At 71.2% G+C, this 2,080-nt stretch carries 2 protein-coding genes; one reads left to right on the top strand and one right to left on the bottom strand.

Annotated features, from left to right (window positions below):
• The first annotated feature begins 14 nt into the window (after window positions 1-14).
• Window positions 15-1,331, top strand: coding sequence for an MFS transporter (locus tag GWG54_RS20450; RefSeq protein WP_312854313.1), 1,317 nt, complete (start codon window positions 15-17; stop codon window positions 1,329-1,331).
• Between the two features lie 158 nt (window positions 1,332-1,489).
• On the opposite strand, the gene GWG54_RS20445 is transcribed toward GWG54_RS20450, so the two are convergent.
• On the bottom strand, window positions 1,490-2,080 hold a 591-nt coding region (locus tag GWG54_RS20445; RefSeq protein ID WP_167939468.1), incomplete at its 5' end, for a phosphate ABC transporter permease.

The raw sequence follows: 2,080 nt of genomic DNA, 5'->3' as shown, positions 1-2,080 counted from the left end.
AATCCGTAATCGGCATCATTCGTCCTTGCCACCGCCTACGTCATGCTCCTACTTCAACGTGCAAAGCTGAGTACATAAACGAGCTCGATCCCAGCGGGACGACGGTCTTCGGGATCACGATCGGCGCCGGCCTCATCGTCGGGCTGTACACGACCGGCTTCACGTTCGCACAGACGTTCGCGGTCGTTCCGCTGGCCTGGGCCGGCGACCGCTTCGACAAGCGACTCGTCCTGCTCGGCGTCCTCGGGCTCGGCGTCGGCGTCTACGCGCTGTTCCCGCTGGTCGACTCGAGCGCGTCGTTCATCGCGGTCCGGGCCCTGCAGGGGATCGCCGTCACCGGCGCCGGGCTAATGTCCCTCTCGCTGGTCGGCCAGATCGCCACCCTCGAGACGCGGGCGAACTACATCGGGAAGGCAAACGCCGCGAGCTTCGCCGCCTCGATCCTCGGCAGCCTGAGCGCCGGCTCGCTCTACGAGGCGTTCGGCTTCGGCCCGATCTTCGCGATCATCGTCTGTATCATGCTCGTCGCGTGGCTCGGAACCGTCCTCTCGCTTGCACCCGACGACACGCGCGTTCACGGCTTTCCGTTCGCCGACCTCGCGTTCAACCGTCGGCTGCTGACGATCTCGTCGTTTCGCTTCCAGTACGCCTTCGCGGTGACGCTGGTGCGGACGTGGGTCCCGATCTTCGCGGGCGTCTCCGCGGCCGAAGGTGGTCTGGCCTACGGCGCGCTCGCGGTCTCGCTCACCGTCGTCGCAGAGAAGTTCACCAACATGTGCTGTCAGCCGTTCACGGGTCGGCTCTCGGACGCTCACGGGCGCGCGCTGTTCGTCTTCGCCGGCGGCGCCTACGGGCTCGTGGCGCTGGCCGTTCCGTTCTCGCCGGCGATCGGAACCGCGCTCGGCGTTCCCGCCGAACTCGTCGTCTCCGCGCCCGCCGTCCTCGCGGGCGCGACGCTTCCCGCCTGGCTCCCGCTCGAGTCGATCCCGGCACAGGTCTCGCTGTTCGGCGAGGTCTCGCCCGCTTTCCTCCCGCTCGTGGGGCTTTCCGGGCTGCTCGGCGTCGCGGACAGCTTCCGGGTACCGGCGAGCATGGCCCTGTTCGCCGACGAGGGGACCGACGATGGCGGCGTCGCCTCGAGCTTCGGCATCCGCGAACTCGTCTGGCGGCCCGGCAGCGTGATCGCCCCGCTGCTGGGCGGCTGGCTCATGTACGAGATCGGCATGGCGTCGGTGTTCTACGTCGGCGGCGCGTTCGCGCTAACTGGCGTCGGAACCGTTCTCCTGATCCTCGTCCGGAGTCACGGCCGCAACGCCCTGTTCGCGTGGTGATCCTCCGCCGGGATCGAGGACGCGGGTCGGCCAACGACGGCCGCCCGGAACTCGAGCGAGCGAGACCGCGTCGGCTCGGGCGGACTCGAGTTCCGGCTCCGGACCGAGTTCGGTGCCGTCCTCGAGGACGAACCGCATCGTTTCGCCACCGACCGTGGTTACCGCGCCGCCCCCGCGTCCCCGCGGCGCCGGGAAAAGAGGAACCGCGGGACGGCCCGGAGCAGCCGCGGGAGCGTTCCGAGCGAGAGGAGGCCGAACTGCGAGAGGAGGCCGACGGCGACCAGCGTCAGAAACGCCGGCGATCCGACGTCGAACAGCAGCGGCTCGAGGGTCAGCGACTCGCGGGCGGCGAGGAGTCCCTCGGGGGTCAGCGCCCGGGAGGCGAGCGCGGCGCCGACGACCACCGTGATCGCCGCGATCACCCACCGCGTGAGCACCAGCGCGAGGACGGCGGCGACGAGGCCGATGGCGACCGCGCTGCCCCACTCCGGGAGCCACCCTGTCGCGGCGGAACTCGATGAGAGCGCGGCCAACGCGAGCGGGGTCCCGACCGCGAACCCCAGCAGCGAGACGGCAACCGACACCAGCAGGTAGCTCCCGAGGCCGCCGACGGCCGCGCCGACGGCGGCGGCGACGCCCGGGCCGACCGCCTCGAGGCCGGGCGCGGGGCCGACCAGGAAGCCCGCGCCGGCGCCCGCGGCGGGGCCCGCGGGGACGATTCCGGACACCGAGGGGGCGGTACCCCGGAG

The organism is Natronococcus sp. JC468, assembly GCF_012163165.1.
GTDB lineage: Archaea > Halobacteriota > Halobacteria > Halobacteriales > Natrialbaceae > Natronococcus > Natronococcus jeotgali.
Note: the sequence above shows the minus strand (reverse complement) of the source record. Positions and strands in the feature narration are given on the sequence as shown.